The sequence below is a fragment of the Helicobacter pylori genome (assembly GCF_014496965.1).
Classification (GTDB): Bacteria; Campylobacterota; Campylobacteria; order Campylobacterales; family Helicobacteraceae; genus Helicobacter; species Helicobacter pylori_CZ.
Genome location: NZ_JACTCR010000001.1, coordinates 14,844 through 39,440, shown reverse-complemented (window position 1 = coordinate 39,440; position 24,597 = coordinate 14,844). Strand labels below are relative to the sequence as shown.

Here is a 24,597-nt window from a genome sequence, read left to right as displayed (position 1 = left end):
AGCAAAAATCGTTCTTATGCGATGGATAAATTTTATTTTTTATTCTGCCATGCTTTTATAGGCTCATCTTCCCATGTGCCATAAAGAGAGTTGGGTAAAATGATCCATTCTGTGCCGAATTTTTGAGCGTTTTGCAAGACTTTAGCTTGTTGTTCTTGGCTGTTTTTAGCGTCTTTAGCAAAAATGGCGTCAAAATCATGCAAAGTGTCGCCCACTTGTAAAACAATCTCATAATCCTTAGCGACTAACTCCCGCCTAACGGCTTTAGGCTTGCCTTTTTCTTTTAGTAAAACAGATTCTTCACTCACTTGGGGGAGCTTAAAGCTTTTGAGCGTTTTTAAAGTGAATGCCTTATTTTTTTGGGTGCGGTTAGAAATATAAAAAATCTTAACGCCCTTAGAATTAGCGTATTCTAAAAAGTCTAGCGCTCCAGGAATGAGCGAAAGAGAGCCTTCTTTTTCAAATTTATCCCAAGTTTCTGGGGTGTATTTAATGCAGTTTTTGACTAAATAGCCCGCATAATCAAAAGTGTTCAAAACAGTTTCATCTAAATCCAAGACGACGGCTGGCTTTTTGTCTTTAACGAGCTTGAGATTATTGTCTAGCGCTATTTTCGCCATTTTGTAACTTTGCAATTGCAAGGCTCTAATCTCAGCGCTTTGCTGATGATACTTAACGCTTCTTGTTATCGGCGAAACGCACTCTTTAGCGTCTAACACACTCATCAAACTCAATCCTAATAAAACTGATGCAAGGGTCTTTTCTATCATAACAACACCTACCTAATGGGGATTTTTTGTATTATACCTTAAAACAGACGATTAGGAGTATTTTACCATTAACCAATTTGTTGTATAGTTGGCGTTTTTAATTCAAAATGAAGCGAGGAAACAATGAAAAAAATGTTAGCATTCACCTTTTTTGGTGTTAGTTTGGTGTTTGCAAAACCTTATATGATTGATAAGGCAAACTCTAGTGTGTGGTTTGAGGTTAAACACTTCAAATTCAATGAAACAAGAGGCGTGTTTGATAGTTTTGATGGCAAAATTGATGCCGATCCTAATACCAAAGCTCTCAATGTTTTTGAGGGTAAAATTGATATTAAAAGCATTAACACTAGGAACAAAAAAAGAGACGACCACTTAAGGACAGCAGAGTTTTTTGATGCCATGAAATACCCCAAAGGGAGCTTTAAAATGACCAAATACGAAGATGGTAAAATCCATGGGGATTTGACCCTTCATGGCGTCACTAAGCCTGTCGTATTGGAAGCCAAAATCCAAGCCCCTTTACAAAACCCCATGAATAAAAAAGAATTCATGGTGCTACAAGCTGAAGGCAAAATCAACCGCAAGGATTTTGGCATCGGTAAAACCTTTAGCGATGCTGTCGTTGGAGATGAAGTAAAGATTGAGATCAAACTAGAAGCTTACGCTCAATAATCGTTTTGCAAGGGATAGATATTTCTTCTCTTGCGTTTTTCTAACGGCACAAAAACCTTTATTTAACTTTGATACGCCATATCCCAAAACTGGTATTCGTATTCGCTTGTAGCGATAAAAATATCCTTTAATTTTTCAATTTCTTGTTTTGAAGAAGCGAGGGTGAGGGAATCAAGCAAATTAATATTCCAATTTACGCACGCTTGAAATTCTTTTGAACTATAGCCCTTAATCCAATGCCCATAAAAGGCATGCTCTAAAGCGTTTGGGATTTGGCTCAAATTTTGCGCGATCACTAAATAGCTCCAGCCACAGGCTAGAACAGCCGCCGTAACTTCTTTGATAGAACCCTTAAACCCTTCAGCGATCATGTAGCTTGTATAGGATTTATTCGCTAGAGTGGGGTGCGCGTTTTGCAATTCTTTTTGAGTGATTTGAAGTTCTCTAATGTAATGGTTATGGATGCTCATCTCGTTATTTAAAATGTCTTGTATGGCGTTAGAAAACTCCCTCATCACCGCTTCATCACAAGCCTTAACTACGCCCAAAGCAAACACCTTAGCGTATTCTAAAAGGAACAAATAATCTTGAATGATATAAAAACGGAATTTATCTCTTTCTAAAGTCCCATGCCCAATGCCTTGAACAAACGGATGGGAAATACAATCCCCCCAAATAGATCGCGCGTTTTCATACAGATATTGTGAAACTTGCATTTTTACACTCCTTAAATTCAATTCAACACGCATTCTAACACGAAAGCTCACAAATATGGTATAAAAATTTGTTTTTAAAAGATTTATGAGTAAGCCCTGCTATCTAAAAATTGAATGATATATCAAAATATCTGTGATTTTGAATAGCGGTTAATGATATTACAGGGCTTGTATTGGTTGTTTAAGATTGGCTATCCTTTGCAATCATACAAAGGTTAATTCCATCTCACTCTGTAGGTTTTTATTTTTAGAAGTTTTTATTATGGGAACTTGTAGTATGGCACTTACAAGATAGGAGTCAATCTTAGATGCATGGTTTCAAACCTATTACAGAGCGAGATGGAATTAACCTTACTATTTATGATTGGTTTAAGCTCTGTATGAAGTCATATCGGCTGAAACTTAAAATAGTTTAGCATAAAAATAAAAAAGCGTCTAATATATTCAAAATGGGCGTTCGATTTTTAAGCGGTTGGTGTAAAAACGCTATCAAAGGCTTTGATGCTTGAAACTTGGCATTCCAAAGCGCTTAAAAAATGCTAAAAACTAATCATTTACCTTAATCCTGTAATTTGTGAATAAATAAAACACTTATTGAGACTTTTGTGATCTTTGGCTGATCTGTAACAACGCTTTTAATAGGGTTGTGGTATAAATATTCTTATCAAGGTGTGTCAAACATGCCTTGAATCTCAATTTATGAAAGGATTTGTTATGAGCGGATTAAGAACTTGTGTAGTGGTTTTATGCGGTGCAATGGCTAATGTGGCTATAGCTAGTCCTAAAATAGAGGCAAGGGGTGAATTAGGCAAACTTATAGGGGGTGGTGTTGGGGGTTTTGTTGGTGATAAAATTGGAGGAGCAATTGGGGTTCCTGGAGGTCCAGTGGGTATTGGATTAGGGAGATTTCTTGGTGGCACAGCAGGAGGATATATTGGGTCTGAAGTAGGCGATAGGGTAGAAGATTATATCCGTGGCGTTGATAGAGAGCCTCAGACTAGAGAGCCTCAGACTAGAGAACCACAAACCCCAAGAGAACCTATCCGTGATTTTTATGATTACGGCTATAGTTTTGGGCATGCTTGGTGATCTTAAATGAGCCAAGGTGATGGGGGGGAAGGAAATAACATGGATACTACAAAAGAGAACTTGAATGGCTCAAAAAAGCGTTTGAGCGACTGGGAATATCAATGGGCGGTGGCCATAGTCTATGCGGGATGCATATCCACAATTCCTCATAGCCTAGGCGCTGTCGATCCACTTTTTAGCCCTAAAGATAGTTATTATGCATGGCTAACACTCTTAATAGCGGCTTTGTTGTCTAACCTTTTATTTGACCCACGAGGTAGGGATCGTTATAAATCTTTCCAAGTAAGATACCCTAGGTTTCTCAAAGCCATTTTTAAGGCTAGGTTTTTTGGCGCGTTTCATGACGCTGTGTTAGGATCAAGGCTAAGAGATTTTTATATGGCGCTTTTAACGATGCCCTTTATTGCCGCTATCCATGAGATCTCGGCGTATTGTGGGCATCCTAGCAATCTCCTTATAGAGGGTTTGGTTATGCTTGGCTTTGTGTGTGTTTTTGGGATTTGTTCTAGGCTTTGCGCTAAATTAGGGTGGTGATTTAAACCCAAATAGCATTAAATGGAGGGGGATATAAAAACTTTAAAGCGCATTCTCATGGATTTGTGTTACAATAAGGAGCATTTAAGGGGTGCTTTTTAAAACGCTCAAGTTTTAAAAGGCTGAGATCAAACCCGTAGAACTTGTCAAGGTAATTCTTGCGTAAGGAATAACATGTTAATAACCACCCAACTATCCAAACGATTTTACGCCACGCTCATTCTCGCTTGCGTGTTTTTAACCATCACTAATATCCTTGTCAAAGGCTCGTTTATCAATCTTTTAGCAGGGCTTAGTGGGGTTTTGTATGCGTTTTTTGCCGGAGAAAGGCAAACGATTTGCTTTGTGTTTGGTCTTGTGTATAATTTGAGTTACGCTTATGTCGCTTACCAGTGGAAATTAAACGCTGATGTGATTTTATGCCTTTTTTTGTATATGCCGGTAACGATTTATGGGCTATTCGCATGGAAAAAGACACAGCAGCATGAGGGTGCTATTAAGGCTCAAAAACTTTCCAAAAATTGGCGTTTTGCACTTATTTTAAGCATAGGGGTTTTAACTTATGTGAGCGCTTTGTTTTTTAAAGAGATTAAAACGAATTTTTTATGGGCAGAGAGTTTTAATTTCGTCATCTTTATTGTTGCTTTTATTTTGCAGGTTTTGCGCTATGTGGAGAATTATGCGCTAGTAACTTTGGGGAATATCGTGTCTGTTATCGTGTGGTTTTGTATTTTTCAAATTTCTACAGAGAGCTTGGTGCAACTCTTCACAACGATTCTATACCTTTTTATTGGCATGTATTATTTTAAGCGCTGGAACCAGTCATGCAAGCAGTGATTTTAGCGAATGGGGAGTTTCCTAAATCCCAAAAATGCTTAGACCTTTTAAAAAACGCTCCCTTTTTAATCGCATGCGATGGGGCTGTGATATCATTGCATGCGCTTCAATTCAAACCCAGCGTTGTTATAGGCGATCTAGATAGCATTGATTCGCATTTGAAAGCCTTGTATCACCCTATATGCGTGAGCGAACAAAACAGCAACGATCTATCCAAAGCCTTTTTTTATGCTTTGAATAAGGGCTGTGATGATTTTATTTTTTTAGGGTTGAATGGCAAGCGAGAAGACCACGCTTTAGCGAACACTTTTTTATTGTTGGAGTATTTTAAGTTTTGCAAAAAAATCCAAGCCGTAAGCGATTATGGTCTTTTTAGGGCACTAGAAACCCCTTTTACTTTGCCCAGTTTTAAAGGGGAGCAAATCTCACTTTTTAGCTTGGATTTTAATGCCCAATTCACTTCTAAAAATCTCAAATACCCCTTAAAAAACTTGCGTTTAAAAACGCTCTTTTCTGGCTCGCTCAATGAAGCTACAGATAGTTTTTTTAGCCTTAGCTCTACACCTAAATCGGTGGTGCTGGTGTATCAAAAGTTCTTATGAGCGGATTTTATTAGGCGAATTTTTTGTCTGTATATTGCACCAAGTTAAAGAGCATTTGAGAGAGTGGGCATAGAAAATTCATCATTTTTAACAAAACCATCACAAAGCGGCCAAATCACCCATATCTAGCATGCCTAAAAACACAATCCATCTGGCTCAATCTCTATGTAGTTGGATTTCTTAAAATCATCAAACCAATTAGAAATCCCAATAAAAATGCAAGAAATACCGCTCAATTAAAGGGTGGGATAGAAGCGAGTTTTGAATTTATTTTAATTTTTTAAAAAATGGGGTTTTAGTTGCTTGATTTTTGCAGTTTTGAGGTTATCGCTCAACTAACGCCAAGCTCTTTTATATTTTGAGAAAACGCTTTTTAGCATTTTTTAAATTTTACAATCAATAGAACAAGGCCAAAGCTTTTAAGTGCTTCTTTTAAAAAGATAAAATCAAAGCGATACCAACCAAGACTAAAATCTTGGCTAGCAGTCCGTCAAATTTCACACAAATTCAATGGTGGCTAGAGTGGAAGCGTCCCCTCTTCTAAAAGTGGTGCGTTGGATCCTGGTGTATCCGCCATTCCTTTGCGCGTATTTGGGTGCGATTTCAGTTACTAGCTTGTGGGTGGCTTCTTTATTTTGCAAACACGCAAAAACATGGCGGTGCGCGTTAAAATCGCCCACACGAGCCGCTGTCGTTAATTTCTCAATGTAACTGCGCAATTCCTTAGCTTTATAAATCCCTGTTTCAATTTTGTTATGCTCAATCAAAGCGATCGCTAAATTCTTTAATAACGCCTTTCTGTGCGAGCTGGTTCTCCCAAGCTTGCGGTATCCGTGTTTGTGTCTCATCAGTCGTTACCTCCTTTATCTTCTAATTTTTCTAATCTTTTCTTTAAACTCTCTCTTTGTTCAGGGCTTAATTCTGTGCCTACCGGATAGCCCAAATCATTCAATTTTTCAGCGATTTCATCATAGGATTTTTTACCCATGTTTTTCACGCCTTTAAGCTCTTCTTCGCTCATCAACACGAGTTCGCCCACATACTTGATGCCGATTTTATCCAAGCAATTAAAACACCTAGCGCTCAAATTCATGCTTTCAATCTTAGCGCTCAAATCTTTAGCGTCATCTCTTTGGGCGTAATCGCCTGAATACTCCGTATTGGCAATGGGCCTTTCGCCAAAAACGCCCAGTTGCTTGCTCATCACTTTCACCGCTGATAAAAACGCTTTATAAGGGTCAATCTGCCCATCTGTTTCAATATCAAAAATGATTTTTTCATAGTTGGGATCGCCCTCAACCAAAACATTTTCAATCTCATAAACGACCTTTTTAATCGGCGTGAAAGAGCTATCTAGTGGCATGTAGCCCTCAGACATCAATTCCCTTGTGTTTTCGCTTGGGACATACCCCATTCCTTTATAGATAATGAGCGAAAAATTCAATTGAGCATCTTCGTTGATTGTGGCTAGAGGCATTTCAGGATTGACGATTTCTATATGTTCAGAACTCAAATCCCTAGCCCTAAGCTCCATAGGCCCTTTAAAAGAATAATCCACCACAACCGATTGGTTTTCTAAAGAGCTATCCTGCCCCACTAACGCCTTGGCTATAAAGCGGATATTCTTTAAATTCATGATGAAAAGCGACACATCTTCAGTAACCCCTCTTAATGAGTCAAACTCATGATGTGCGCCTTCAATCTTTAAACCTACAGGAGCATACCCCACAGAGCTTAAAAGCAAAAGCCTTCTAATAGGATGAGCGAGCGTAACAGCGTAACCAAACTCAAATGGAGCCAGAGAAATCTTAACCCGATTGCCCTCTTTCTCTAACACCTTAATTTCTGATGGGATCAAAGGTGCTGTTTTGATAACTTTCATGCTCTAACCCCTTACTTAGAATACAATTCTACAATGAGTCTTTCTTCAATAGGGACAACCACTTCTTCTCTTTCAGGGTAGCGGGTGAAGATGCCGTATTTTTTATCTTTTTCCACATCAATCCATGGCACAATCCCTGTTTGAGCTGTCAATTCCATCGCGCGCACCACTTGAGGGTTGCTCTTGGTTTTTTCTTTGATCTCAATTTTTTGCCCTGAACGCACGAAATAAGAGGGAATATCCAAACGCTTACCATCCACAAGCACATGCCCATGCGTTACTAATTGCCTAGCAGAGCTTCTAGTGGTCGCAAACCCCATGCGATAGACAACATTGTCCAATCTTCTTTCAATCAAGCGGATAAGGTTTTCACCCGTATTGCCGTCCAAGCGATTGGCTTCCACGAAAATACTCCTGAATTGCTTTTCAGAAATGCCATACATCATTTTAGCTTTTTGCTTTTCTTTCAACTGCAACCCATAATCAGAAGTCTTAGTGCGTCTTTGTCCATGCTGGCCTGGTCCATAAGCCCTTTTATCTAGCGCGCTCTTCCCGCTCAATCGCCTTTCACCTTTTAAAGCTAAAGAAACCCCAAAACGCCTTTCTAGTCTTTCTACTGCGCCTCTATATCTTGCCATAAAGCCTCCTTACACTCTTCTTCTTTTAGGGGGTCTGCAACCATTATGAGGGAGCGGGGTGATGTCTTTAATCCAAAGCACTTTAACGCCCTCTGTCGCGCCCACGCTCTTAATAGCGGTCTCACGCCCACTACCTGACCCTTGAACCTTAATGCCCACCTCTTTAACGCCATGCTCTTTAGCCTTGCTTAGAGCGCTTTCTACAGCTTGTTGGGCCGCATAAGGGGTGGATTTTTTAGAGCCTTTAAACCCTAAACCACCCGCCGTGCTCCAGCAAATCACATTGCCCATTTCATCAGTGATCGTGATGTTGGTGTTGTTAAAGGTCGCTGAAATATAAACAACCCCTCTCGCAATATTCTTTTTGACTACTTTCTTTTTAGCCGTTACATTTCTCTTAGCCATTAAATCATCATCTCCTTATCCGCTACTTGCTACCCACGGTTTTTTTCTTACCCTTACGAGTCCTAGCGTTATTTTTAGTGGTTTGGCCTCTCACAGGAAGACCCTTACGATGCCTGATCCCACGATAATTCCCTAAGTCCATTAAGGATTTAATATCCATTTGAACTTTTTTACGCAAATCGCCCTCTACTAGGTAGCTTTGTTGGATTTTTTTAGCGATGCTAGACACTTCATCTTCACTCAATTCATGCACACGCTTGTCAAAAGAAATGCCTACCGCTTCTAAAATCTCTCTAGAACTCTTAAGCCCAACCCCATAAATATAGGTAAGGGCATACTCTACTCTCTTCTTTTTTGGTAAATCCACACCAGCAATCCTTGCCATGCTTTATCCTTGTCTTTGTTTGTGTTTAGGGGTAGCGCAGATCACTCTAATAACGCCCCTTCTTTTAATGATTTTGCACTTATCGCACATCTTTTTCACTGATGGCCTGACTTTCATGATTTTTCTCCTTTGAAAAAATTAGGCACTACTAAAAACTTTTATACTAACATATTTTCATTGAAATAACCCTTAAATTCATTTATATCTAAAAGTTATCCGACCCTTGTCTAAACTATAGGGCGTAAGCTCTAGCTTGACCCTATCGCCTAAAGCAATCCTAATATAGTGCATGCGCATCTTTCCAGAAATACGGCACAACACTACATGCTTATTGTCTAATTCCACCTTAAAAGTGGCGTTAGGCAACGCCTCAATCACTTTCCCATCCACTTCTATAACATCATCTCTTGCCATTAACGCTCCGTAAGAATCACTGCTTTATTGCCAACTATGGCGATAGTATGCTCATGGTGGCTTGTGTTAAGCCCATCCACTGAAACCACGCTCCACTTATCCGCTAGTATTTTAGGCTCGCCTTGTTTTTGACACACCATAGGTTCTAAACAAAATACCATGCCCTCTTTGATTTTAGGGCCACTATTAGCTTTGACGCCTTTTTCTAGGTAGTTGGGGATTTCTGGCTCTTCATGGGGCTTTTTACCAATGCCATGCCCGCAAAATCCTTTCAAAGGCACAAAACCCCTTTCTGTAATAGCGCCCTCTAAAATCTGGCTCAACTCTTTAAAATGCATGCCCACTCTAATTGAGCTAATGGCATGCATCAAGCTCTCTTTAGAGCAAGCGAGCAATTTTTCATCTTGCGGGCTTATCGCGCCTATGGGAAGCGTGAGGGCTGAATCACCATAATAGCCATCCACCTCCACCCCCAAATCCAAGCCTATAATATCCCCTTCTTGTAAAACATAATCCGTAGGAATGCCATGAATGACCACCTCATTTAAGGACATGCACACAGAGTTAGGGAAACCATAGAGCCCCTTAAAAGCAGGCCTAGCATGAGAGGATTTGATAAAATCTTCAGCCATTTTATCCAGCTCTAAAAGTGAAACCCCAGGCCTTACTTCTCGCTCTAAAAGGGCTAACGCTTGGGCGGTTAATTCCCCGGCTTTTCTTAGAGCTTTGATTTCTTTTGGGCTTTTAATAGAGATCGCCATTAAAAGCCTACTGCGCTTAAAGTTTTATACTTGCTCATATAAATTTGCGCTTCAATCTTTTTCATGGTATCAATAGCGACTTGAACCACAATCAGCACCGCCGTGCCTCCAAAGTAAAAAGGCACGCCCATAGCCTTAACCAAAATCCAAGGCACGGTAGAAATGAGCGCCAAATACAACGAACCCCACAAAGTGAGTTTGCTCGCTACAGCATTCAAAAACGATGAAGTCCCCTCTCCAGGCCTAAGCCCTGGAATATACCCGCCATTACGCCTCAAATTATCCGCAATATCCTTAGAATTGAACACGATAGAAGAATAAAAATAAGCAAAAAAGATGATGAGTAAGAACATCAAAATGTTATACGCATACCCTTGCGGGCTTAAAAAATCCGCAATCGCTTGCAAAGTCTTGTTGCTTGTGGCTTGCTGTAAAATCGTAGAAGGGAACACGAGCAAAGCTGAAGCGAAAATGGGCGGGATCACCCCGCTTAAATTCAATTTAATAGGAATGTAATTCATGATGCGCTTGTTTTGGTTTTGCATCACCACTTTACGCGCATAAGAAATAGGAATCCTGCGCTCGGCTAATTCCACATAGATGATCGCAAAAATCGTCGCTAAAATAATCAACACAATACCAATGAGCATTAAAACATTGATCACGCCCGTATTGACCAGATTGAATGTGCCTGAAATGGCTGATGGGATCCCTGAAACAATCCCGGCAAAAATAATGAGGCTGATCCCATTCCCCACGCCCCTTTGCGTGATTTGCTCCCCTATCCACATGAGCAACATCGTCCCTGTAAGCATAGAAAACGCTGAAACGATCATAAAGACTTGCATATCAATCATGATCGCCCCATTGGCTCCTCCGCTAATGCTCCTTAACCCCACTGAAACGCTCACCGCTTGGATTAGGGTGATTAAAATGGTCAAATAACGCACGATTTGCATGTATTTTTGCATGCCGTCTCGCTCTTTTTTCATTTTAGCCAGGTTAGGGAAAGTCGCGCTCAAAAGCTCCATGATGATTGAAGAAGTGATATAGGGCATGATACCCAAAGAGATGATGCTCAAGCGAGAAACCGCATTCCCGCTAAACATGTTAAACAGCCCCAAAGCGTTGTTGGAATTGCTGTCAAAAAAAGCCTTGATCGCTGCTAAATCTACGCCAGGAATGGGGATATAAGCTAAGACTCTGTAGAGAAATAAAAAACCTAAAGTGATGAGTATCTTACTAGCAATGGCTTTATTCATAACTTATTCCTCTTAAATCAAGCTGATACAACAGGGGCATTATTTCTGCCCGCTTGTTTTGATTCTTTCATCTTTAATTTTAGAAGCCAAGTTTTTAGCGTCTTTACCGATCAATTTCACGCCCTCAATATAAAGAGGGAAATGGTGTAAAGCGCGCAAGCTTGAAAAAGTGATTTCTTCTAAATTTTTAATCGCTTCATTCTTTTCCACATTGATAGAATAGATATGAGAATCTTTAGTCCTAAAACCTATTTTAGGCAAACGGCGTTGTAAGGGTTGCTGCCCTCCTTCAAAGCCTCTTTTAGCCTTATAGCCTGTCCTTGCGGTTTGACCTTTACCGCCCCTTGTAGCGGTTTTTCCCATACCGCTTCCTTGACCACGGCCCACTCGTTTGATTTTTTTAACACTACCTTTAGCCGGTTTTAAATTTTCTAATCCCATTATCATATCTCCTTTTTAACTACGCCTTGATTTTAGCTAGAGCGTCAAAAGTCGCGCGCACCACATTATAGGGGTTATTAGAGCCTAAAGATTTGGTTAGAATATCCTTAATGCCTGCTAATTCCACGATAGGGCGCGTTGAACCCCCAGCAATCACCCCCGTTCCCTCACTTGCCGGTTTGAGTAAAATACGGCTTGCGTTGTATTTATGCTCAATGTCATGAGCGATAGTCGTGCCTTTGATCGTTACATGGATCAAGTTTTTAAACGCATCATCTACCGCTTTTTTAATCGCATCAGGGACTTCTTTAGCCTTGCCTAAACCAAAGCCTACAAGCCCATTTTTATTGCCCACAACCACTAAAGCGTTAAAACGAAACCGCCTACCGCCCTTAACCACTTTGGTTACACGACCAATATTCACAACGACTTCTTGAAACTCTTCTCTGTTAATCTCTTCCATACCTTTCCTTTCTGTCATAGAGCGATCCCGTTCTCTCTCAAGCTTTCAGCAAACGCTGCCACCACGCCATGATAGAGATAACCATTCCTGTCATAAACCGCTCGCTCAATCCCTGCTCTTTTCAATTCTTCAGCAAAGAGAGCGCCTAATTTTTTAGCGTCTTCTTGCGTGTTTTTAAAGCCCATTTTCCTGCCATCAATATGCGTTATGGTGCTTTGTTTAACATCATCAATCGCTTGCGCATAGAAATAGCGGTTGGAACGAAAAACGCTCACCCTAGGCCTTAGTGCATCGCCTAAGAGTTTGCTTTTAATCCTTAATTTCCGGCGATCTCTTAAGGCTTTCTTTTTATACAATGCTTTTGCGTTCATCATTTCACCTTATTTATTTTTTAGCTGTTTTACCAGCTTTTCTAATAATGACTTCATTGCTGTATTTCACACCCTTACCCTTGTATGGCTCTGGGGGTCTGAAACTCCTGATTTCAGCGGCGACTTGCCCTACTTGTTGCTTATCGCTCCCTTTGATAGTGATCGTGTTTTTTTCCACAACCATTTCAATCCCCGCTGGAATGGGGTATTTCACCGGGTGGCTAAAACCCAAACTCAAATCCAAAGTTTTATTGCCCAAAGCCACCTTATAGCCCACGCCATTGACTTCTAAAGTCTTAGTGAAACCGGTGCTTAAGCCTGTTACAATGTTGTTGGCTAACGCGCCATAAGTCCCCCAATAAGCCCTAGACTGCGCGTCTTCGCCCACAGGCTGGAAGCTCAATTGGTTGTTTTCAAGCGTGATTTTCACTCGGTTGTGAGTTTCTAACTCATGCTTTTCTTTGCTGTTTTTAAAAAGAAGCTTACTCCCTTCCACGCTCGCTTGCACAGAGCTTGGGATTTCAATGATTCTTTTCCCGATTCTTGACATTTTTAATCCTTTACCAAATGCTGCAAAGCACTTCGCCACCGACATTTTGTCTGTAAGCTTCTTCGTTAGTGATCACACCCTTAGAAGTGCTTACCACAATCACGCCATAGCCATTTTTAAAGCGCTTCAACTCGTTTTTTTGCTTATACACACGACGACCGGGCTTGCTTAGGCGCTTCACTTCGCTGATTTTTGAATGCCCTTTTTCATCATAAGCCAATTGCACATAAACCGATTGTTTCTTGTCTTTATCTTTGACATTGAAATCTTTAATGAAACCCTTTTCTTTAAAAATCTCTAAAATAGAAACCACGATCTTTGCGTAATAAAGCTGTGTGAATTCTAAGCGGCGCATAGAAGCGTTTCTCAAACGAGTTAATGAATCTGCAATTATATCATTTACCATATCTTATCCTTACCAACTGGCTTTTCTCAAGCCTGGGATGAGTCCCTCACTGCCCATTTTCCTTAGGCACACCCTACAAAGTCCAAAATCCCTATAAACCGAATGAGGTCTCCCACAAATGCGACATCTGGTATAAGCCCTTACTTGAAATTTTGGTTTCCTTTGAGCCTTTGCTATCATTGATTTTTTAGCCATATTAACCCCTTATCTCACTTTTGCAAAAGGCAATCCAAGCAATTCTAACAACTTGAACGCTTCTTTATCGTTGTCTGTAGAAGTTACCATAGTGATGTTCATGCCATGACTGACCATAATATCATCATAAACCACTTCCGGGAAAATCAACTGCTCATTGATCCCAAAGGTGTAATTCCCACGCCCATCAAAACCATTTCGTGAAATCCCTCTAAAGTCTTTCACTCTGGGCAATGAAATCACAACCAGCTTTTCTAAGAAATTATACATGCGTTTATTCCTTAAGGTAACTTTCGCCCCTACCGCCATGCCTTCTCTGATCTTAAAGCCTGCAACGGATTTCTTCGCCTTAGTGATAACCGCCTTTTGCCCTGCAATCAAAGAAATCGTTTGTGCAATATTTTGCATGATTTTCATGTCTTTTGCATAAGCCCCAGCGCCCACGCTGATAACGATTTTTTCTAGCTTGGGTAAAAGCATGGGGTTTTTGATGTCTAATTCTTGAGCGAGTTTTGCCCTCACTTCATTTTGATAAAATTGTTTCAAACCAAACATGTATCCAACTCCTTAGGCTTTCTTCACATTGGAAATGTGCATGGGCTTTTCTTTATGGATAAAGCCCCCTTTAGGGTTATCATCAGTAGGTTTAATCGCTTTTTTCACCACTTTACACCCTTCAACAACCACTTGAGAAGTCTTAGGCAACACCGCTAAAACCTTAGCAACCTTACCCTTATCGTCTCCTGCAATGACTTTCACCATGTCATTTTTTTTGATTTCGCTTTTCATTATACAACCTCCGGCGCTAGAGAAATAATTTTCATGAAATTAGCGTAACGCACTTCTCGGCTCACTGGCCCAAAAATCCTTGTGCCAACCGGATCTTTTTTAGCGTCCAAGATCACTGCTGCATTGTCATCAAAACGCACCAAAGAACCATTTTTCCTTTGGATTTCTTTTTTCGTTCTCACCACAACGGCTTTGACTACTTGACCGCGCTTCACCTTACCATTAGGGATAGCTTTTTTCACGGAAGCCACGATCACGCTGCCCACGCTCGCATAGCGTTTATGGCTGCCTCCTAACACCTTAATGCACATGATTTCTTTAGCGCCGCTATTGTCAGCGACATTCAATCTTGTAAAACTCTGTATCATGCTTATACTCCCACTACTAAAATTTCTTTAAGCGTGAAAGACTTGGTTTTAGAAAGCGGTCTGCACTCAATCGCGCTCACAAAATCCCCTACTTTCACCTGATTGTTTTCATCATGGATGGTGTATTTTTTAAACTTTTTAACAATCTTGCGGTATTTTTCATGCACCACTTTTCTTTCCACAAGAATCACAGCGCTTTTTTCAGCAAATTTGCTGATAACCTTGCCTTGCACCAGCCTCTTATGCGGCTCTTTCGTATTCATTGCTTACCCTTTTTTTACTCAACGCTAGAAGAATAATGCGCATTAATGGCCGTGTTAATGCGAGCGATATTTCTTCTGGCTTTCTTAATCTCGTTAGGATTACTCAATTGCATAGCCTTTAACTTAACGCGCAACTCAAAAAGCTCCGCTTTTTTAGCATGCAACAACTCTTCTAATTCCTTGATACTTTTATCTTTCAATTCAGTATATTTCATTTTCGCTCTCACAAGTTACAATTTTGGTTTTAAAAGGAAGTTTGCTCTGAGCTAAAGCTAAAGCTTCTCTCGCCAGTCCTTCTTCAATGCCTAGCATTTCATAAACGATTCTGCCCGGCTTGATATTCATCACCCATTTTTCCACAGAGCCTTTACCTTTACCCATCCTGGTTTCTAAAGGTTTAGCGCTCAAAGGCTTATCAGGGAACACTCTAATCCACACCTTACCCGCTCTTTTAATGTGCCTTGTCATGGCCACCCTTGCGGATTCAATCTGGCGTGAATCAATCCTCCCATGCTCTATGGCTTTAATCGCAATATCCCCAAACGCAATAGAGTTACCACGATGGGCTTTCCCACGATTGCGCCCTTTCATTTGCTTTCTGTATTTTGTTCTTTTTGGCATTAACATGATTATTGCCTCCCTCTTCTGCTTCTTCTAGGCTCTCTTTCTTCTTTAGCCTCTTCTTTTTTCTCAAATTGGATGCCTTTTTGCAAAACTTCCCCTTTGAAAATCCACACTTTCACGCCAATAATACCATATACTGTCATCGCTTCAGCAAAGCCATAATCAATCTTAGCCCTTAAGGTGTGTAAAGGCACGCGCCCTTCCATATACCATTCGGTGCGAGCGATTTCAGCCCCTGCTAAACGGCCAGAAACGCGCACCTTGATCCCTTTAGCACCAGATTTTAACGCCGCTTGCATGACCTTTTTCATCGCACGGCGGAAAGCGACCCTTTTTTCTAGCTGGGTAGCTACATTTTCTGCGGCTAATTGGGCGTCAGCTTGGGGGCGTTTGACTTCTTTAATATTAATGGAGATTTCTTTTTTGATGAGCGTTTTTAAGCCTTCTTTGACTTTTTCAATATCCACGCCTTTTTTACCAATGATAAGCCCTGGGCGAGCCGCTACGACCGTAACGCGCAGTTTTTTAGCCGCTCTTTCAATCACAATCTCGCTCACGCCAGCATAATAAAGCTCTTTTTTAAGGAATTTCCTAATCTTATTGTCTTCATCAATATTGCTTGGAGCGGTGCGAGCGCTAGGGAACCATCTGGAAGTCCAATTCCTATTAATACCTAATCTTAAACCTACCGGATTAACTTTTTGTCCCATGCCCTACTTACCTTCTGCTTGATTTTTTTTATGGCTTTTAGAAGATTTCATTTCTTTCCCTTCTGCTACTTCTACGAATACATGAGATGTTGGCTTTCTAATGGCCGTGGCTCTGCCTTTAGCCCTTGGAATGGAGCGCCTAAGCACAGGGCCAGCATCCACTCTGCAAGAAACAATCAGAGCGCTCTTGGCGTCTAAAGAGCCGTTAGCGACCGCAGAAGCCACCACTTTTGAAAGCACTCTAGCCGCTTTATTGGGCGTAAATTCCAAACTAGCGATCGCTAATTCAGCGTTCATGCCTTGAATCTGTCTTGCAATCAATCTGGCTTTAGTAGGAGATAACCGCACAAATTTTAATAACGCTTTGCTCATTCTACCCCCTTACTTGCCAATCTTTTTTTGGACACTGCCTTTGTGCCCTTTAAAAGTTCTTGTAGGAGCGAATTCCCCTAACTTATAACCCACATGGTTTTCTGTGATATACACAGGGACAAAAACCCTTCCGTTATGCACATTATAAGTAAAACCAATCATTTCAGGCAAAATGGTGCTTCTTCTAGACCATGTTTTAATCGGGCGGTTATCCTTACCCTCTTTTGCCTTGAGCGTTTTTTTCATCAAGTGGTCGTCTATAAAAGGACCCTTTTTAATTGACCTAGACATTCTTTAACCCTTTATTTATGTTTCTTTCTGGAAATGATGAGCTTGTCGCTAGCTTTTTTCTTTCTAGTTTTATAGCCCTTAGCTGGAGTACCCCAAGGCGATACAGGATGACCGCTTGTCCCTGTTTTACCCTCGCCCCCACCATGCGGGTGATCCACGGGGTTCATCGCACTACCACGAGTTTGTGGGCGGATCCCTCTGTGGCGGTTACGCCCTGCCTTACCGATAGAGACATTGATAAAATCCTCATTCCCTACCACGCCAATGCTTGCCATGCATTCGCTTAGAATGTAGCGCATTTCAGAGCTTGGCATCCTAAGAATGGTGTATTTATTTTCTCTACCCATGATTTGAGCACTCATCCCAGCGCTTCTGGCTAATTGCCCACCAGCCCCTGGATGCATTTCAATATTATGCACCACCGTTCCTATGGGGATATTTTTTAACTTCATCGCAAAGCCCACTTTAATATCCAAACCGCCTTCAGCAGCGATAACGCTATCGCCCACTTTCAAACCGCTTGGCTGTAAAATATAGCGTTTGTCCCCATCAGGATAGACTACAAGAGCGATGCGCGCGTTTCTATAAGGATCATACTCAATCGCAGCCACTTTCCCTTCAATGTTGTATTTGTTGCGCTTGAAATCAATAATGCGATAGAGTTTTTTAGCCCCTCTCTCTTTGTGGCGGCTAGTGATTCGCCCGTTATTGTTCCTCCCTGCTGTCGCTTTAAGCTTAGTGAGTAAGCCTTTGACACTGCTTTTTGCGGTAATGTCTTTAGAGTCCAACACCGACATGAAGCGTCTGCTTGGGGTGTAGGGCTTATAAGTTTTAATCGCCATAACGCTTTCTCCTTTCTACGCGCCAAGGGCGGCAATGCTAGCGCCCTCTGGAACTTTCACATAAAATTTCTTAAACGACTTTCTTTGTCCAAGCTTCCCTCTAAAGCGTTTCACCTTACCTTCTTGTTTCAAAGAATTGATTTTCAAAGGCTCAAAGCCAAAGTAAGTTTTAAACACTTCTTTGAGTTGGTTTTTAGTTACATTTTGAGCCGTTTGGACCACTAAAACACCTTTTTCTTGCAATCCTAATGACTTTTCAGTGTAAAGAATTGACTTTATATCCATGATGTCTGCCATTTTTTACTCCTCTGTCTTATCTTGCACCGCATGCTGAAACGCCGCTTCTTCCATCACCACAGAGCTAAACGCCGCTAAAAGATAAGCGTTTAACTCGCTCACATCAATAACAAGGCATTTTTTAAGGTTACTAAAGGCTAACTCGGTGTATTCGTCCATGTTCATGCACACAAACAAAGTGTCTCGTTGCTCTAAAGCCTGAAACATTTGGTTGGCTTCTTTAGTCAAATGCTTTCTTTTATTGTCTTCAACCACGCCTTTTATAGCGATTTTTTCCACCACAAAAAGCTTGTTCGCTTGCGCTTTTTCTTCTAAAGCGTATTCTAAAGCCAAGCGCTTTTGTTTTTTATTGATTTTAAGGTTGTAATTGCGCTTATTTGTAGCCCCATGAGAGACACCCCCACCGACAAACACAGGCGAAGTGATGCTCCCTGCTCTGGCTCTTCCGCCCCCTTTTTGCGCCCAAGGCTTCCTGCCGCCCCCGCTCACTTCAGCGCGGTTTTTACTTTTAGCGGTATTAGCGCGCACAGAAGATAAATAATGTTTCACATAAAGATAGAGGTTATGGCTGTTGATACTCTCATATCTTTTAGGTAACTCCACGCTACCCTTTTCTTTCAAATGGCTGTCTAAAACGATGGCCTTACTCATATCAAACCCTTTATATTATATTCAATGTATGGTTTTATACCGCTCTAATGCGTCCATAAGCCCCAGAAAAGCCGGCCACTGAACCCTTTAGCACTAACACCATACTTTCTTTATCAAAAGAGAGCACCTCGTTTTGGCAAGTAACTAGCTCATTGCCATAATGCCCTGCCATTTTCCTACCCTTTTGCACTCTTCCTGGCCATTCTCTGTTACCAATAGAGCCAGGACGGCGGTGGAAACGGCTCCCATGCGCTGCAGGCCCGCCTTGGAAATTCCAACGCTTCATCACCCCCGCAAAGCCTCTTCCCTTTGTTTTAAAGCTCGCTTTAACCCTTTTAAGCGTTTCTAAAGCGCTCAAATCCAAATCGCCAAGCTCTTGTTGTTGGGAAGCTTTTAAGGTAGCGAAATGGCTAAACTCTTTACTGAGCTGGTATTTCTTTTGCTGGCCTTCAATCGCCTTATTGTGTTTTTTATGCATCGCATAGGCCACTAAAGCTTTCCCATTTTCTAGCTGGCACACTTTCGCTTGCAAGACTTTAAGCAAGGTTACAGGCGTGCTGTTAGCATCAATCGTGCGGCTCATGCCTATCTTTTGAACTAAAAATTCCATATCTAACCCTTTTTTATTATCTCAATGCGTTAGGACTACTTCGTTTCCATAGAAGTTACTTCTACATCCACTTCAGGAGCCAAATCCAACTTCATCAAGCTATCCACGGTTTCTGGGGTGGCCGAGATAATATCAATCAACCGGCTATAAACCCTAATCTCAAACTGCTCTCTTGAATCCTTATTGACATGTGGGGAGCGTAAAACGGTGTAACGCTTATTCTTAGTCGGTAAAGGGATAGGCCCTCTAATTTCAGAACCTGAACGCTTTACGGCTTCCACGATAGCCACAACAGAGCGATCCAACACTCTATGGTCATAAGCTTTGAGCTTCAACCTGATTTTTTCCATAAACTCTCCTAAAAGAACTCGTTTCATTCGTTACTTAAAAACAGAATAAAACAATAAAATAAAAACTGAAATACTACTCAAAATGCGCCATTTAGTCAATAACTTTTGCTGTTTTTAGGGCTTTTTAGAGGTTTTTACTTCCTTTTTATAAGGAAATATAAAAAAATGTGCTACGATTATCTTAATCCAATCCCCTTTGTAAGGAAGTTCATGCCCCTTTCTTGCTTGCACCCTTTTGGGCCTTTTGAAACCCCTAAAGAGCCGGCTTTAAACAACCCGCTTTCAAACCCGCCTTCAAGCGATAAAATCTGTCTTTTAGGGCCGATGAAATCCGGTAAAACCACTTTCGCCCTCAAATTAGCGAAGGATTTTAAAAACCCTGTGTATATCAATTACAATGACATGCGTTTGAACCAAAACATTCTAAGCTCATGGCTTTTAAAATGGCATTTGGAAAAGAAAATGGATTTGCTCATTTTAGACAATATAGAGCGCTTGGATTTTAGCCTGCCCAAGCTTCCCAAAATCGTTCTTATCCCTAATTGTTTAAGCCCCATAACAGCGCCCCATTTTAGCTTATGCTATGCGTTAGGGTTGAATTTTAAAGAATACACTAGCTTTTTCAAGCCCAACACCCCTAAAAACACCCTGTTTAACCGCTTTTTAAGAGACGGCAACGCTTTAGATTCGCTTTTTGCAGAAAACGAGCAAGAAAAAATCCTAAAAAAACAAGAAAATATCAAACTAGCCTTTCAAGCTTACGCCCCCCTAATGGCTAAAATCTGCGCGCATCAATCTAAGTTTGTGAGCGCTTTTTATCTTTATACGCAACTCAAAAAGGAGTTGAAAACCTCTAAAGACACCCTCTATAAATTTTTACATGCGCTAGAAAAACAACGCATCCTTTTTTTAGTCCCTAGCTTTGAAAATCATAAAACCAAATTGTATCTGTGCGATTTTGCCTTGCCTTATAGCCTGACTCCTAGCCCCTCGCTTTTAAGCGTTTTTGAAAACATGGTTTTTTTAGAGCTTTACAAGCAATTCCCAAATTATGAGCTTTACTCCCATGACAATGGGATTTTTATCTTGCGAAATCCTACCAGCAAGCTCGCCCTCATCGCCCACGCTTTCCCCACGCCCCATTTTTTAGAAAAACAGCTTTCTTGGTGCCATGAGCATGGGTTTTTTAATATCGTGGTGGTTTCTATCAACGCCCCTATTTCAGCCCATAATCCCCCCTACAAACACCTTAATTTTATTGATTTTTCTTTGGATATTCAATCTATTTTGGTATAATAGTTATTAGTATTTATGTATTTATGTATTTATGTATTTATGTATTTATGTATTTATGTATTTATGTATTTATGTATTTATGTATTTATGTATTTATGTATTTATGTATTTATGTATTTATGTATTTATGTATTTATGTATTTATGTATTTATGTATTTATGTATTTATGTATTAAAATTATTACGCATTTTTTTATATTATTAACATTTTTTTTATTTTTTCTTAAGCTAAACCACTATAAGCTATCCCAGTATTTCGCCTTTTTGAGAAATACCCACCTACCCTAAAAGCGTAGGATATTTTTTTTATAGAAAGGAAGCTATAATGAACGCATTGAAAAAATTAAGTTTATGCGCCTTGTTATCCCTAGGCCTCTTCGCTCAAACAGCGCATGCCAAGAGCTTTCAAGACATCGCAGACTATCCTAGTTGGCTTAAAGTCAATCTTTTTAACGAAAAGAACCCGCCCAATCAATATGTCGGATCGGCTTCAATTTTTGGTAAAAGGAACGATTTTTATTCCAACTATATCCCCTATGATGACCAATTGCCCCCTGAAAAGAACGCTGAAGAAATCGCTCTTTTAAGGGCCAGAATGAACGCTTACAGCACTTTAGAAAGCATTTTACTCACTAAAATGCACCATCGTATTGTTAAAGCGCTTCAAGTTAAAAATAATGTTATCAGCCATTTATTTGGGCTTGTTGATTTTTTAGTGTCTAAATCCATTTTGGCTAAAAGGTTCGTGGATGCCATCAACCATCGTGTGTATGTTATGGTGCAATTCCCTTTCATTCAGCCTGAAGATCTCATCGCTTACTTTAAAGCAAAGCATATCAACCTTTCTTCAACGAGCGCTACCAATCTCAGCGCCCTTTTAAATAAGGCGTTGTTCCACCTCTAAGAGTTTGGGATTTAAGGTGCGGTTTTTAAGCGTGAAGCTATGCCGATGAAAAGGCGTAGCCCCCAGCTTAATGATCGCTTCTATATGCTGTTTAGTCCCATACCCGCAATTCTTATCCCAGCCGTATTCCTTAAACAAAGCGTGCAATTGTCGCATTTCTCTGTCCTTAGCAGCTTTCGCTAAAACAGACGCCATAGCGATTTGAGCGATTGTTTCATCGCCCTTGATGATGGTTTGTATATTGGGGTAGCGTTTGTTCAAGCCAAACGCCGTGTTGCCATCTATTTCTATTTCATTGGCTAAAGAGCAACCATTTTCTACAATTTCTTGAATAGCGAGCCTCAAACACGCCCCTAAGCCCAAGCTATCAATTGCTTCTGCGCTTTTTTTAACCACGAAAAACTTGACCTCACCATGCATTTTGATTTTATCTTCTAAGAAAAAGCGCTTTTTGGGGCTGAGCTTCTTGCTGTCTTTTAAACCCATTTTTAGAAATTCTAAGGCTGTTTTTTCACTACACACCACCCCAGCCACAAAAAGCGAACCGGCCAAACACCCCCTCCCCGCTTCATCAATGCCTAGAGTCATTGATACGCAACCAAACCGGTATAAAAATTCCTACTCATGCGCTTCATGCGTTATCTTGTTTTCTCTTATATTCTTAATAAACTCTGTTAATTCTTTTTCAAAGTTTTTCGCGCTTTTTCTGTCGCTTGGCGATGAAGGGATCGTCAAAAAATGCACCCCATCAGTCAGCTTGGCATGCTTACCTCCAGATTCCAAATAAAGATTCAAATCTTTATTGTCATGCAATGCTTCTTTTAAGATCTTATAAATCTCTTTGCTACCAGTGGCTTTTTCAGGTTTCATCTCATGCTCTCGCCCAAGACTTTCAAGCCTTAGGCCCGATCATCTTTTCAGGAACCACGAATTTGTCAAAATCTTCAGCGCTCAAGAGTTTCAATTCCAACGCGCTTTCTTTTAAAGAAATGCCTTTTTTGTGGGCGTTTTTAGCGATTTTAGCGGCGTTTTCATAGCCTACATGCGGGTTTAGGGCGGTTACTAGCATCAAAGAATGGTGCAAGTAATAATCAATCTTTTCTCTATTAGGCTCAATACCGCTTGCGCAATGGGTATTAAAACTTTCCATGCTATCGCTCAACAGCCTTAAACTTTGCAAGAAATTATAAATAATCACCGGTTTAAACACATTCAGTTCAAAATTACCCTGACTGGCCGCAATGCCAATAGCGGTATCATTCCCCATCACTTGCACGGCTACCATTGTCATCGCTTCGCATTGCGTGGGATTGACTTTACCGGGCATAATAGAACTGCCCGGCTCGTTTTCAGGGATATTAAGCTCGCCCAAACCACAGCGCGGCCCGCTCGCAAGCCATCTAATATCGTTAGCGATTTTCATTAAATTCGCCGCTAAAGCCTTAAAAGCCCCATGCGCATAAGCGATAGCGTCATGGCTAGTGAGCGCATGGAACTTATTGGGTGCAGAAATGAATTTCACGCCGCTAAACTGGCTCAATTCTTCAGCCACTTTTTGGCTCAATTCTTTATGAGCGTTTAGCCCTGTGCCTACGGCAGTCCCGCCTATGGCTAATTCTCTTAAATGCTCCAAGCTCTCTAAAATTTGTTGCTTAGAATGCTCTAACATGCTCGCATACCCGCTAAATTCTTGCCCCAAAGTTAAAGGCGTAGCGTCTTGTAAATGCGTGCGCCCGATTTTGACAATCTCTTTAAATTGTTGGCTTTTGTCTTTAAAGGTCTTTAACAGATTCTCTAAACTGGGCAATAACTTGCGCGTGATTTCTAGCACGCTCACAATGTGCATTGCGGTAGGGAAAGTGTCGTTAGAGCTTTGAGACATGTTCACATCATCGTTAGGGTGGATGAGTTTTTTCTCTCTGAAATTACCCCCTAAAATTTCTGTAGCCTTATTGGCAATGACTTCATTGAGATTCATGTTCGTTTGAGTCCCGCTCCCTGTTTGCCATATCGCTAGGGGAAACTCGCCGCACAACTCGCCTTTTAAAATGCAATCGCACGCCTTGATAATGGCTTGGGATTTTTCTAGGCTTAATTTCCCTAACTTGTGATTGACAACCGCCAGACTCCTTTTGAGTTTGGCAAACGCGCCAATGAGTTCTTTAGGCATTTTTTCGGTACCAATTTTAAAGTTTTCAAGACTGCGTTGCGTTTGAGCCCCCCAGTATTGGCTGTCATTCACTTGAATTTCGCCCATCGTGTCATGTTCAATTCTAAATTGCATACTAATCCTTTGAAATTTGATTTTAAAACCTTAAAAAAATAGCATAAACTCTTATACCTTCCACTTAAAAACCCTAATTTTTTTAAAAACAATTTCCACAATTTTTACACAAAAGAAAGTTATCATTCTTCCGCAACAAGAATTTTCTTGTTATCTTAATTTAAAGGTCAAAACGATGAAAAAGTTAGCCGCTTTATTTTTAATAAGTGCATTGGGGGTTATGAGTTTAAACGCATGGGAGCAAACCCTAAAAGCGAATGACTTGGAAGTGAAAATCAAATCCGTGGGTAACCCCATTAAAGGCGATAACACTTTCGTGCTTAGCCCCACTTTAAAAGGTAAGGCTTTAGAAAAAGCTATCGTTAGGGTGCAGTTTATGATGCCTGAAATGCCTGGCATGCCAGCGATGAAAGAAATGGCGCAAGTGAGTGAAAAAAACGGCATTTATGAAGCCAAAACCAATCTTTCTATGAATGGGACATGGCAGGTGAGGGTGGATATTAAATCTAAAGAGGGCCAGGTTTATCGCGCTAAAACAAGCCTGGATTTATAA

42 protein-coding genes and 1 riboswitch are annotated in these 24,597 nt (G+C 40.7%); of the genes, 8 read left to right on the top strand and 34 right to left on the bottom strand.

What is annotated here, in order from left to right:
- Window positions 1-32: 32 nt before the first annotated feature.
- Window positions 33-770, bottom strand: a complete 738-nt coding sequence (locus tag H7O61_RS00285; RefSeq protein WP_001930131.1) for a 5'-nucleotidase, lipoprotein e(P4) family — start codon at window positions 768-770, stop codon at window positions 33-35.
- A gap of 123 nt (window positions 771-893) precedes the next feature.
- Here H7O61_RS00285 and H7O61_RS00280 point away from each other — a divergent pair, with 123 nt between their 5' ends.
- On the top strand, window positions 894-1,442 hold the full coding sequence (locus H7O61_RS00280) for a YceI family protein (RefSeq protein WP_001970937.1): 549 nt from the start codon (window positions 894-896) through the stop codon (window positions 1,440-1,442).
- 62 nt (window positions 1,443-1,504) lie between these two features.
- Here H7O61_RS00280 and tenA read toward each other — a convergent pair whose 3' ends face one another.
- Window positions 1,505-2,158 (bottom strand): thiaminase II, encoded by a 654-nt coding sequence (tenA, locus tag H7O61_RS00275; protein ID WP_187874779.1) that lies wholly within the window; start codon window positions 2,156-2,158, stop codon window positions 1,505-1,507.
- Window positions 2,159-2,872: 714 nt separating this feature from the next.
- On the opposite strand from tenA, the gene H7O61_RS00270 reads away from it, so the two are divergent.
- From H7O61_RS00270 to H7O61_RS00255, 4 genes are all read left to right on the top strand, one after another.
- A complete protein-coding gene (locus tag H7O61_RS00270; protein WP_187874777.1) occupies window positions 2,873-3,247 on the top strand; it encodes a pantothenate kinase in 375 nt (124 codons plus the stop codon).
- A gap of 39 nt (window positions 3,248-3,286) precedes the next feature.
- Entirely contained in the window at window positions 3,287-3,781 is a 495-nt protein-coding gene (locus H7O61_RS00265; RefSeq protein ID WP_187874775.1) for a hypothetical protein, read from the top strand.
- A gap of 77 nt (window positions 3,782-3,858) precedes the next feature.
- Window positions 3,859-3,968: riboswitch (TPP riboswitch) on the top strand.
- Window positions 3,956-4,618 (top strand): nicotinamide riboside transporter PnuC, encoded by a 663-nt coding sequence (gene pnuC / locus H7O61_RS00260; RefSeq protein WP_187874773.1) that lies wholly within the window; start codon window positions 3,956-3,958, stop codon window positions 4,616-4,618. It overlaps the preceding riboswitch by 13 nt.
- Window positions 4,606-5,220: a thiamine diphosphokinase gene (locus tag H7O61_RS00255; RefSeq protein ID WP_187874771.1), complete on the top strand. Its 615-nt coding sequence runs from the start codon at window positions 4,606-4,608 to the stop codon at window positions 5,218-5,220. Before pnuC ends, H7O61_RS00255 begins: the two co-directional genes overlap by 13 nt.
- A gap of 497 nt (window positions 5,221-5,717) precedes the next feature.
- On the opposite strand, the gene rplQ is transcribed toward H7O61_RS00255, so the two are convergent.
- The 29 genes from rplQ to rpsJ all read right to left on the bottom strand — a co-directional run bounded on the left by rplQ (window position 5,718) and on the right by rpsJ (window position 19,560).
- On the bottom strand, window positions 5,718-6,068 hold the full coding sequence (gene rplQ / locus H7O61_RS00250; RefSeq protein WP_001964612.1) for a 50S ribosomal protein L17: 351 nt from the start codon (window positions 6,066-6,068) through the stop codon (window positions 5,718-5,720).
- On the bottom strand, window positions 6,068-7,102 hold the full coding sequence (locus H7O61_RS00245; protein WP_187874769.1) for a DNA-directed RNA polymerase subunit alpha: 1,035 nt from the start codon (window positions 7,100-7,102) through the stop codon (window positions 6,068-6,070). Before H7O61_RS00245 ends, rplQ begins: the two co-directional genes overlap by 1 nt.
- 11 nt (window positions 7,103-7,113) lie before the next feature.
- A complete protein-coding gene (gene rpsD / locus H7O61_RS00240) occupies window positions 7,114-7,740 on the bottom strand; it encodes a 30S ribosomal protein S4 (RefSeq protein WP_000135258.1) in 627 nt (208 codons plus the stop codon).
- 9 nt (window positions 7,741-7,749) lie between these two features.
- Complete coding sequence (gene rpsK / locus H7O61_RS00235; RefSeq protein ID WP_120935534.1) at window positions 7,750-8,145, bottom strand: 30S ribosomal protein S11; 396 nt, start codon at window positions 8,143-8,145, stop codon at window positions 7,750-7,752.
- 22 nt (window positions 8,146-8,167) lie between these two features.
- Window positions 8,168-8,530 carry a 30S ribosomal protein S13 gene (gene rpsM, locus H7O61_RS00230; RefSeq protein WP_000090814.1) on the bottom strand — a complete coding sequence of 121 codons (363 nt, stop codon included), beginning with the start codon at window positions 8,528-8,530 and terminating at the stop codon, window positions 8,168-8,170.
- 3 nt (window positions 8,531-8,533) lie between these two features.
- Window positions 8,534-8,647, bottom strand: coding sequence for a 50S ribosomal protein L36 (gene rpmJ / locus H7O61_RS00225; protein ID WP_000868339.1), 114 nt, complete (start codon window positions 8,645-8,647; stop codon window positions 8,534-8,536).
- A 78-nt stretch (window positions 8,648-8,725) separates the two neighbouring features.
- Window positions 8,726-8,944, bottom strand: coding sequence for a translation initiation factor IF-1 (gene infA / locus H7O61_RS00220; RefSeq protein WP_000090248.1), 219 nt, complete (start codon window positions 8,942-8,944; stop codon window positions 8,726-8,728).
- Complete coding sequence (gene map / locus H7O61_RS00215) at window positions 8,944-9,705, bottom strand: type I methionyl aminopeptidase (protein WP_001018132.1); 762 nt, start codon at window positions 9,703-9,705, stop codon at window positions 8,944-8,946. The genes infA and map overlap by 1 nt, the downstream gene beginning before the upstream one ends.
- Window positions 9,705-10,967, bottom strand: a complete 1,263-nt coding sequence (secY, locus tag H7O61_RS00210) for a preprotein translocase subunit SecY (RefSeq protein WP_079340490.1) — start codon at window positions 10,965-10,967, stop codon at window positions 9,705-9,707. Before secY ends, map begins: the two co-directional genes overlap by 1 nt.
- A gap of 39 nt (window positions 10,968-11,006) precedes the next feature.
- Complete coding sequence (rplO, locus tag H7O61_RS00205; RefSeq protein ID WP_000522167.1) at window positions 11,007-11,408, bottom strand: 50S ribosomal protein L15; 402 nt, start codon at window positions 11,406-11,408, stop codon at window positions 11,007-11,009.
- 19 nt (window positions 11,409-11,427) lie between these two features.
- Window positions 11,428-11,871 (bottom strand): 30S ribosomal protein S5, encoded by a 444-nt coding sequence (gene rpsE, locus H7O61_RS00200; RefSeq protein WP_001860543.1) that lies wholly within the window; start codon window positions 11,869-11,871, stop codon window positions 11,428-11,430.
- Between the two features lie 14 nt (window positions 11,872-11,885).
- Complete coding sequence (gene rplR / locus H7O61_RS00195) at window positions 11,886-12,242, bottom strand: 50S ribosomal protein L18 (RefSeq protein WP_187874874.1); 357 nt, start codon at window positions 12,240-12,242, stop codon at window positions 11,886-11,888.
- A gap of 13 nt (window positions 12,243-12,255) precedes the next feature.
- Window positions 12,256-12,792 (bottom strand): 50S ribosomal protein L6, encoded by a 537-nt coding sequence (rplF, locus tag H7O61_RS00190; RefSeq protein WP_187874767.1) that lies wholly within the window; start codon window positions 12,790-12,792, stop codon window positions 12,256-12,258.
- Between the two features lie 10 nt (window positions 12,793-12,802).
- A complete protein-coding gene (rpsH, locus tag H7O61_RS00185; protein ID WP_000245805.1) occupies window positions 12,803-13,198 on the bottom strand; it encodes a 30S ribosomal protein S8 in 396 nt (131 codons plus the stop codon).
- A 9-nt stretch (window positions 13,199-13,207) separates the two neighbouring features.
- A complete protein-coding gene (locus H7O61_RS00180; protein ID WP_001085694.1) occupies window positions 13,208-13,393 on the bottom strand; it encodes a type Z 30S ribosomal protein S14 in 186 nt (61 codons plus the stop codon).
- Window positions 13,394-13,402: 9 nt separating this feature from the next.
- Complete coding sequence (rplE, locus tag H7O61_RS00175) at window positions 13,403-13,948, bottom strand: 50S ribosomal protein L5 (RefSeq protein WP_181324190.1); 546 nt, start codon at window positions 13,946-13,948, stop codon at window positions 13,403-13,405.
- A gap of 12 nt (window positions 13,949-13,960) precedes the next feature.
- The gene (gene rplX / locus H7O61_RS00170; RefSeq protein ID WP_000834238.1) at window positions 13,961-14,182 is read right to left on the bottom strand and encodes a 50S ribosomal protein L24; all 222 of its coding nucleotides are present in this window, start codon (window positions 14,180-14,182) and stop codon (window positions 13,961-13,963) included.
- The gene (gene rplN / locus H7O61_RS00165) at window positions 14,182-14,550 is read right to left on the bottom strand and encodes a 50S ribosomal protein L14 (protein WP_000616110.1); all 369 of its coding nucleotides are present in this window, start codon (window positions 14,548-14,550) and stop codon (window positions 14,182-14,184) included. The genes rplX and rplN overlap by 1 nt, the downstream gene beginning before the upstream one ends.
- A 2-nt stretch (window positions 14,551-14,552) precedes the next feature.
- Window positions 14,553-14,813: a 30S ribosomal protein S17 gene (rpsQ, locus tag H7O61_RS00160; RefSeq protein ID WP_001092746.1), complete on the bottom strand. Its 261-nt coding sequence runs from the start codon at window positions 14,811-14,813 to the stop codon at window positions 14,553-14,555.
- A gap of 14 nt (window positions 14,814-14,827) precedes the next feature.
- On the bottom strand, window positions 14,828-15,028 hold the full coding sequence (gene rpmC, locus H7O61_RS00155) for a 50S ribosomal protein L29 (RefSeq protein ID WP_000877884.1): 201 nt from the start codon (window positions 15,026-15,028) through the stop codon (window positions 14,828-14,830).
- Entirely contained in the window at window positions 15,015-15,440 is a 426-nt protein-coding gene (gene rplP, locus H7O61_RS00150; protein ID WP_187874765.1) for a 50S ribosomal protein L16, read from the bottom strand. The genes rpmC and rplP overlap by 14 nt, the downstream gene beginning before the upstream one ends.
- A gap of 2 nt (window positions 15,441-15,442) precedes the next feature.
- Window positions 15,443-16,147, bottom strand: a complete 705-nt coding sequence (gene rpsC / locus H7O61_RS00145; RefSeq protein ID WP_042961587.1) for a 30S ribosomal protein S3 — start codon at window positions 16,145-16,147, stop codon at window positions 15,443-15,445.
- 3 nt (window positions 16,148-16,150) lie between these two features.
- Complete coding sequence (rplV, locus tag H7O61_RS00140; protein WP_000030349.1) at window positions 16,151-16,519, bottom strand: 50S ribosomal protein L22; 369 nt, start codon at window positions 16,517-16,519, stop codon at window positions 16,151-16,153.
- A 9-nt stretch (window positions 16,520-16,528) separates the two neighbouring features.
- Window positions 16,529-16,810, bottom strand: coding sequence for a 30S ribosomal protein S19 (gene rpsS / locus H7O61_RS00135; RefSeq protein WP_000091385.1), 282 nt, complete (start codon window positions 16,808-16,810; stop codon window positions 16,529-16,531).
- 11 nt (window positions 16,811-16,821) lie between these two features.
- On the bottom strand, window positions 16,822-17,652 hold the full coding sequence (gene rplB, locus H7O61_RS00130; RefSeq protein WP_000985809.1) for a 50S ribosomal protein L2: 831 nt from the start codon (window positions 17,650-17,652) through the stop codon (window positions 16,822-16,824).
- A 15-nt stretch (window positions 17,653-17,667) separates the two neighbouring features.
- The gene (locus tag H7O61_RS00125) at window positions 17,668-17,949 is read right to left on the bottom strand and encodes a 50S ribosomal protein L23 (protein ID WP_000763613.1); all 282 of its coding nucleotides are present in this window, start codon (window positions 17,947-17,949) and stop codon (window positions 17,668-17,670) included.
- Between the two features lie 3 nt (window positions 17,950-17,952).
- Window positions 17,953-18,600: a 50S ribosomal protein L4 gene (gene rplD / locus H7O61_RS00120; protein WP_187874763.1), complete on the bottom strand. Its 648-nt coding sequence runs from the start codon at window positions 18,598-18,600 to the stop codon at window positions 17,953-17,955.
- A gap of 34 nt (window positions 18,601-18,634) precedes the next feature.
- The gene (gene rplC, locus H7O61_RS00115; RefSeq protein WP_187874761.1) at window positions 18,635-19,210 is read right to left on the bottom strand and encodes a 50S ribosomal protein L3; all 576 of its coding nucleotides are present in this window, start codon (window positions 19,208-19,210) and stop codon (window positions 18,635-18,637) included.
- 35 nt (window positions 19,211-19,245) lie between these two features.
- Entirely contained in the window at window positions 19,246-19,560 is a 315-nt protein-coding gene (gene rpsJ, locus H7O61_RS00110) for a 30S ribosomal protein S10 (protein WP_000411561.1), read from the bottom strand.
- A gap of 210 nt (window positions 19,561-19,770) precedes the next feature.
- Between rpsJ and H7O61_RS00105 the strand changes: the two genes are divergently transcribed.
- Window positions 19,771-20,856 (top strand): AAA family ATPase, encoded by a 1,086-nt coding sequence (locus H7O61_RS00105; RefSeq protein ID WP_187874759.1) that lies wholly within the window; start codon window positions 19,771-19,773, stop codon window positions 20,854-20,856.
- Window positions 20,857-21,181: 325 nt separating this feature from the next.
- Window positions 21,182-21,760 carry a hypothetical protein gene (locus tag H7O61_RS00100; protein WP_187874757.1) on the top strand — a complete coding sequence of 193 codons (579 nt, stop codon included), beginning with the start codon at window positions 21,182-21,184 and terminating at the stop codon, window positions 21,758-21,760.
- Here H7O61_RS00100 and H7O61_RS00095 read toward each other — a convergent pair.
- From H7O61_RS00095 to fumC, 3 genes are read right to left on the bottom strand one after another with little or no spacing between them, the layout of a single operon-like run.
- Entirely contained in the window at window positions 21,734-22,348 is a 615-nt protein-coding gene (locus H7O61_RS00095) for a ribonuclease HII (protein WP_187874755.1), read from the bottom strand. The two genes, H7O61_RS00100 and H7O61_RS00095, sit on opposite strands and share 27 nt — an antisense overlap.
- Window positions 22,349-22,378: 30 nt before the next feature.
- The gene (locus H7O61_RS00090) at window positions 22,379-22,630 is read right to left on the bottom strand and encodes a hypothetical protein (protein ID WP_187874753.1); all 252 of its coding nucleotides are present in this window, start codon (window positions 22,628-22,630) and stop codon (window positions 22,379-22,381) included.
- Between the two features lie 22 nt (window positions 22,631-22,652).
- Window positions 22,653-24,044 (bottom strand): class II fumarate hydratase, encoded by a 1,392-nt coding sequence (fumC, locus tag H7O61_RS00085; RefSeq protein WP_180577529.1) that lies wholly within the window; start codon window positions 24,042-24,044, stop codon window positions 22,653-22,655.
- A gap of 175 nt (window positions 24,045-24,219) precedes the next feature.
- Between fumC and crdA the strand changes: the two genes are divergently transcribed.
- Window positions 24,220-24,597, top strand: coding sequence for a copper resistance determinant CrdA (gene crdA, locus H7O61_RS00080; RefSeq protein WP_000731571.1), 378 nt, complete (start codon window positions 24,220-24,222; stop codon window positions 24,595-24,597).

What these genes read in the sequence shown, in the direction of transcription:
- H7O61_RS00285 (WP_001930131.1), bottom strand. Translation starts at nt 770, where the DNA reads ATGATAGAAAAGACCCTTGCATCAGTTTTATTAGGATTGAGTTTGATG.
- H7O61_RS00280 (WP_001970937.1), top strand. Translation starts at nt 894, where the DNA reads ATGAAAAAAATGTTAGCATTCACCTTTTTTGGTGTTAGTTTGGTGTTT.
- tenA (WP_187874779.1), bottom strand. Translation starts at nt 2,158, where the DNA reads ATGCAAGTTTCACAATATCTGTATGAAAACGCGCGATCTATTTGGGGG.
- H7O61_RS00270 (WP_187874777.1), top strand. Translation starts at nt 2,873, where the DNA reads ATGAGCGGATTAAGAACTTGTGTAGTGGTTTTATGCGGTGCAATGGCT.
- H7O61_RS00265 (WP_187874775.1), top strand. Translation starts at nt 3,287, where the DNA reads ATGGATACTACAAAAGAGAACTTGAATGGCTCAAAAAAGCGTTTGAGC.
- pnuC (WP_187874773.1), top strand. Translation starts at nt 3,956, where the DNA reads ATGTTAATAACCACCCAACTATCCAAACGATTTTACGCCACGCTCATT.
- H7O61_RS00255 (WP_187874771.1), top strand. Translation starts at nt 4,606, where the DNA reads ATGCAAGCAGTGATTTTAGCGAATGGGGAGTTTCCTAAATCCCAAAAA.
- rplQ (WP_001964612.1), bottom strand. Translation starts at nt 6,068, where the DNA reads ATGAGACACAAACACGGATACCGCAAGCTTGGGAGAACCAGCTCGCAC.
- H7O61_RS00245 (WP_187874769.1), bottom strand. Translation starts at nt 7,102, where the DNA reads ATGAAAGTTATCAAAACAGCACCTTTGATCCCATCAGAAATTAAGGTG.
- rpsD (WP_000135258.1), bottom strand. Translation starts at nt 7,740, where the DNA reads ATGGCAAGATATAGAGGCGCAGTAGAAAGACTAGAAAGGCGTTTTGGG.
- rpsK (WP_120935534.1), bottom strand. Translation starts at nt 8,145, where the DNA reads ATGGCTAAGAGAAATGTAACGGCTAAAAAGAAAGTAGTCAAAAAGAAT.
- rpsM (WP_000090814.1), bottom strand. Translation starts at nt 8,530, where the DNA reads ATGGCAAGGATTGCTGGTGTGGATTTACCAAAAAAGAAGAGAGTAGAG.
- rpmJ (WP_000868339.1), bottom strand. Translation starts at nt 8,647, where the DNA reads ATGAAAGTCAGGCCATCAGTGAAAAAGATGTGCGATAAGTGCAAAATC.
- infA (WP_000090248.1), bottom strand. Translation starts at nt 8,944, where the DNA reads ATGGCAAGAGATGATGTTATAGAAGTGGATGGGAAAGTGATTGAGGCG.
- map (WP_001018132.1), bottom strand. Translation starts at nt 9,705, where the DNA reads ATGGCGATCTCTATTAAAAGCCCAAAAGAAATCAAAGCTCTAAGAAAA.
- secY (WP_079340490.1), bottom strand. Translation starts at nt 10,967, where the DNA reads ATGAATAAAGCCATTGCTAGTAAGATACTCATCACTTTAGGTTTTTTA.
- rplO (WP_000522167.1), bottom strand. Translation starts at nt 11,408, where the DNA reads ATGGGATTAGAAAATTTAAAACCGGCTAAAGGTAGTGTTAAAAAAATC.
- rpsE (WP_001860543.1), bottom strand. Translation starts at nt 11,871, where the DNA reads ATGGAAGAGATTAACAGAGAAGAGTTTCAAGAAGTCGTTGTGAATATT.
- rplR (WP_187874874.1), bottom strand. Translation starts at nt 12,242, where the DNA reads ATGAACGCAAAAGCATTGTATAAAAAGAAAGCCTTAAGAGATCGCCGG.
- rplF (WP_187874767.1), bottom strand. Translation starts at nt 12,792, where the DNA reads ATGTCAAGAATCGGGAAAAGAATCATTGAAATCCCAAGCTCTGTGCAA.
- rpsH (WP_000245805.1), bottom strand. Translation starts at nt 13,198, where the DNA reads ATGGTAAATGATATAATTGCAGATTCATTAACTCGTTTGAGAAACGCT.
- H7O61_RS00180 (WP_001085694.1), bottom strand. Translation starts at nt 13,393, where the DNA reads ATGGCTAAAAAATCAATGATAGCAAAGGCTCAAAGGAAACCAAAATTT.
- rplE (WP_181324190.1), bottom strand. Translation starts at nt 13,948, where the DNA reads ATGTTTGGTTTGAAACAATTTTATCAAAATGAAGTGAGGGCAAAACTC.
- rplX (WP_000834238.1), bottom strand. Translation starts at nt 14,182, where the DNA reads ATGAAAAGCGAAATCAAAAAAAATGACATGGTGAAAGTCATTGCAGGA.
- rplN (WP_000616110.1), bottom strand. Translation starts at nt 14,550, where the DNA reads ATGATACAGAGTTTTACAAGATTGAATGTCGCTGACAATAGCGGCGCT.
- rpsQ (WP_001092746.1), bottom strand. Translation starts at nt 14,813, where the DNA reads ATGAATACGAAAGAGCCGCATAAGAGGCTGGTGCAAGGCAAGGTTATC.
- rpmC (WP_000877884.1), bottom strand. Translation starts at nt 15,028, where the DNA reads ATGAAATATACTGAATTGAAAGATAAAAGTATCAAGGAATTAGAAGAG.
- rplP (WP_187874765.1), bottom strand. Translation starts at nt 15,440, where the DNA reads ATGTTAATGCCAAAAAGAACAAAATACAGAAAGCAAATGAAAGGGCGC.
- rpsC (WP_042961587.1), bottom strand. Translation starts at nt 16,147, where the DNA reads ATGGGACAAAAAGTTAATCCGGTAGGTTTAAGATTAGGTATTAATAGG.
- rplV (WP_000030349.1), bottom strand. Translation starts at nt 16,519, where the DNA reads ATGAGCAAAGCGTTATTAAAATTTGTGCGGTTATCTCCTACTAAAGCC.
- rpsS (WP_000091385.1), bottom strand. Translation starts at nt 16,810, where the DNA reads ATGTCTAGGTCAATTAAAAAGGGTCCTTTTATAGACGACCACTTGATG.
- rplB (WP_000985809.1), bottom strand. Translation starts at nt 17,652, where the DNA reads ATGGCGATTAAAACTTATAAGCCCTACACCCCAAGCAGACGCTTCATG.
- H7O61_RS00125 (WP_000763613.1), bottom strand. Translation starts at nt 17,949, where the DNA reads ATGGCAGACATCATGGATATAAAGTCAATTCTTTACACTGAAAAGTCA.
- rplD (WP_187874763.1), bottom strand. Translation starts at nt 18,600, where the DNA reads ATGAGTAAGGCCATCGTTTTAGACAGCCATTTGAAAGAAAAGGGTAGC.
- rplC (WP_187874761.1), bottom strand. Translation starts at nt 19,210, where the DNA reads ATGGAATTTTTAGTTCAAAAGATAGGCATGAGCCGCACGATTGATGCT.
- rpsJ (WP_000411561.1), bottom strand. Translation starts at nt 19,560, where the DNA reads ATGGAAAAAATCAGGTTGAAGCTCAAAGCTTATGACCATAGAGTGTTG.
- H7O61_RS00105 (WP_187874759.1), top strand. Translation starts at nt 19,771, where the DNA reads ATGCCCCTTTCTTGCTTGCACCCTTTTGGGCCTTTTGAAACCCCTAAA.
- H7O61_RS00100 (WP_187874757.1), top strand. Translation starts at nt 21,182, where the DNA reads ATGAACGCATTGAAAAAATTAAGTTTATGCGCCTTGTTATCCCTAGGC.
- H7O61_RS00095 (WP_187874755.1), bottom strand. Translation starts at nt 22,348, where the DNA reads ATGACTCTAGGCATTGATGAAGCGGGGAGGGGGTGTTTGGCCGGTTCG.
- H7O61_RS00090 (WP_187874753.1), bottom strand. Translation starts at nt 22,630, where the DNA reads ATGAAACCTGAAAAAGCCACTGGTAGCAAAGAGATTTATAAGATCTTA.
- fumC (WP_180577529.1), bottom strand. Translation starts at nt 24,044, where the DNA reads ATGCAATTTAGAATTGAACATGACACGATGGGCGAAATTCAAGTGAAT.
- crdA (WP_000731571.1), top strand. Translation starts at nt 24,220, where the DNA reads ATGAAAAAGTTAGCCGCTTTATTTTTAATAAGTGCATTGGGGGTTATG.